Origin of the sequence: Neobacillus sp. C211 (assembly GCF_051842875.1) — a bacterium.
GTDB lineage: Bacteria > Bacillota > Bacilli > Bacillales > Cytobacillaceae > Neobacillus.
This window is the reverse complement of the sequence record NZ_JBPXRO010000078.1, coordinates 1-3,079: the sequence shown is the minus strand read 5'-3', so window position 1 is coordinate 3,079 and position 3,079 is coordinate 1. Positions and strand designations below refer to the sequence as shown.

General features: G+C 37.1%; 4 protein-coding genes. All 4 read left to right on the top strand.

Translation table 11 applies throughout. The features are described from left to right. Nucleotides 1–268: 268 nt before the first annotated feature. Nucleotides 269–808, top strand: coding sequence for a DinB family protein (locus ACSU6B_RS28960; RefSeq protein WP_410889924.1), 540 nt, complete (start codon nt 269–271; stop codon nt 806–808). A gap of 699 nt (nt 809–1,507) precedes the next feature. Continuing rightward, a complete protein-coding gene (locus ACSU6B_RS28955) occupies nt 1,508–1,699 on the top strand; it encodes a hypothetical protein (protein ID WP_410889922.1) in 192 nt (63 codons plus the stop codon). Between the two features lie 54 nt (nt 1,700–1,753). Further along, a complete protein-coding gene (locus ACSU6B_RS28950) occupies nt 1,754–2,287 on the top strand; it encodes a reverse transcriptase domain-containing protein (RefSeq protein ID WP_410889920.1) in 534 nt (177 codons plus the stop codon). 33 nt (nt 2,288–2,320) lie between these two features. Then, nucleotides 2,321–2,836 (top strand): group II intron maturase-specific domain-containing protein, encoded by a 516-nt coding sequence (locus ACSU6B_RS28945; protein WP_410889918.1) that lies wholly within the window; start codon nt 2,321–2,323, stop codon nt 2,834–2,836. Nucleotides 2,837–3,079: the final 243 nt, after the last annotated feature.

The following is a 3,079-nucleotide window of genomic DNA, read 5'->3' as shown; positions in this document are numbered from 1 at the left end:
AATAAAGTATTAGAAGTAGACCTGTCGGGATTGATTAAGCGATGATGTGTTGTAAATGAAAATAAGTGAAATAATCTACACAAGTCAATTACGGCTTATGGGTTGAGTATTTTCATAATTTCATTTTTGGAAAGGGTCTTATTCCACTAACGGGTGCACTACTTCAATAGGGGTAAAGCATTTTTTTGAAATAGTAGGGTAGGTTTATTGTTAAAGAAATATAATCATAGCAAATGGATGGGGCGTAATTATGGTAGGGAGCAGTTGTATGCATTTTAACATGAAAGAAGCTATAGAGATGCTAGAGCGTACACCACAAACACTGGAGTATTTTTTATCTGGTTTATCGGAAGGATGGCTGCACTGTAATGAAGGTGAAGGAACTTGGAATGCTTTTGAAGTGATAGACCACCTCATTGAGGGAGAGAAAAATAATTGGATACCAAGGTTAGAATTTATTCTTCAGGAAGGTTGCAATCGACCATTTCCTCCATTTGATCGATATTCGCACTTAAACGAAAGGTCTCAAAGGTCGATTGACCAAAAGTTGCAGGAATTTAAAGCAATAAGAACGCAAAATATAAGTAAACTTAAGGCTCATATTGAACCTGAATTGCATCTCGAGTTGACAGGTTCACACCCTGTATTTGGCGCAGTCAAGATAAGAGAAATGCTTTCAACTTGGGTTGTTCATGATTTAACTCACATTGCCCAAATTGTAAGGGTAATGGCTGAGAGATACAGAGCGGACGTGGGTCCTTGGAAAGAATATTTAGGTATTTTGAAAAAGCAGGAGAATAAAGATTAAGTGTCAATATATAAGCGATTGATGATACCCCAAGCTTGGGAGCCTACGTTTGATTATTCATTAGGGAATATTTATGTCATCAATTATGAAGAGCCTTATCAAAGTATATAAAAAAATAAACTAATAAAGTCAGTCGGTATTGAGAGGAGGAAACTTAAAACTTTTGTTGCTCAACTAACGGGGTGCGTGTGCGGCCGAGCATAGGTCGTATCATATAGCGGGTGGGATTCCCGTCGAGTAAAGAACTAGCCATTCGCTCGTAGCGAGTCTTGGAGGACTAAAGGTAACTTTAGTCTTTAAGCGTAGACAGTTAGGTGGCGGGCCGAAAGCCAAATGGTTGAAGGGATTGAGCTCCATAATGTTAGTAAATCGAGAGGGATGATGCCTTACGCACAGCAGAAAGCTACATTTTATCTTTCGTTAAAGGCAAGAAGGGTAAAACCTCTCTGGAGTCAGAGACCTTGGCACGTTATACATTGATATGATACGGCAACTCGGGAGACCCTACCGGTCTTTTCTTTTTTTTAGAAGAGTATGGTGTACAAGCGATAACAAGCAAGGAAACCAAATGCAGATGTAGGGAGTCGGATAGCAGCGTAGTACCAATGAAGTTGGGTAATGCCGATGGAGGAAAGGCTAGCTACCAGTTATCACCCTTACTAGGGACACATTTACTACACACAGAGGTAGGTATAATAAATGGAAACAAAACTACTAAGGATAGCAGAATTAGCAAAATCAAATCCTAAATTGAAATTTACATCTCTTACACATTTATTAAATGAGCAATCACTATTTCAATGTCACCAGGAGCTACCTAACAAGAAGGCAACTGGGGTTAATGGTACAACTAAAGAGCAATATAGTGAAAATCTAAAAGAAAACATATAGAATTTATTAAATAGTCTTAAAAGCAAAAGTTATCGTCCTGTGCCAGTAAAGAGAATGTATATTCCAAAGCTTAATTCAAACAAGAAAAGACCATTGGGGATCCCGGAACATGAAGATAAGATTGTTCAAAGAGGCATTACGAAAATACTAAATACCATCTATGAAAATGATTTTCTAGACTGTTCATTTGGATTCCGTCCAAATCGCAACTGCCACGATGCTTTGAAAATACTTAACCACTATATTGAAAAGAGAACAGTAAATTATGTAGTAGATGTAGATATTAAAGGATTCTTTGACAACGTTGACCACACATGGATGATGGATTTCTTAAAACTGCGAATCGCCGACCCTAACCTACTAAGAAACATTGGTAGATTCCTTAAAGGTGGATACATGGAAGAAGGTAAGAAATATAAAACAGACAAAGGCACACCGCAAGGTGGAGTAATATCTCCGATATTAGCCAATGTATACCTCCATTATGTCCTTGACCTATGGTTTGAGAAAAGGGTTAGGAAACAGTGCAAGGGTCAAGCATACATAGTGAGATATGCAGACGATTTTGTTTGTTGTTTTCAATATTAATGTGAAGCCGAGCAATTCTTCCATTCATTAAAGTTGAGATTAAAGAAATTTAATCTAGAAATAGCTGAGGATAAAACCAAAATCATACCCTTCGGGCGGTTTGCGGAGCAAGATGCAAATCAACAGGGAAGAAGTAAACCGGCAACTTTTGATTTCCTTGGATTTACACACTATTGCGGTAGGAGTAAACAAGGGAAATTTCGAGTAAAACGGAGAACAAGCAGGAAGAAAGTCCAAGCTAAACTAAAAGAAACTAAAGAATGGTTGAAAATTAACAGAAATAAAGACATTCATATGATTATGGATAGATTTAAACGCTCACTAGTAGGTTATTACAACTACTATTGCATCACAGATAATACTCAAAGTGTAAACAAATTCAGAGACAAAATTGGGTACTTACTGTTTAAATGGCTCAATAGAAGAAGTCAAAGGAAATCATTTACTTGGGATAAATTCAGACTCTTTCTTAATAAATATCCATTACCATACGCAAGAGTTAAGGTTAATATATACGACTTAAGAAAAGAAATTAGCTATATTTTGTAAATGATGACTAGGAGGAGCCGTGTGCGTTAATAGCGCAAGCACGGTTCTGTGAGGGGGGAGGAGTACAATTTACCGCAAGGTAGAAAGGCACCCTTCTACTCGACTACTTGAAGATTGAGCTGCCATAATTGGCGGCTTTTTTGTTGTTCAACTAAAGGGGAAGTATAGTTGAATAAGGGAATAAAAAGAATGCAATAGTTTTCATTTTACTTAAAAACTGTAAGCTTTAAAAATTAAGCATTG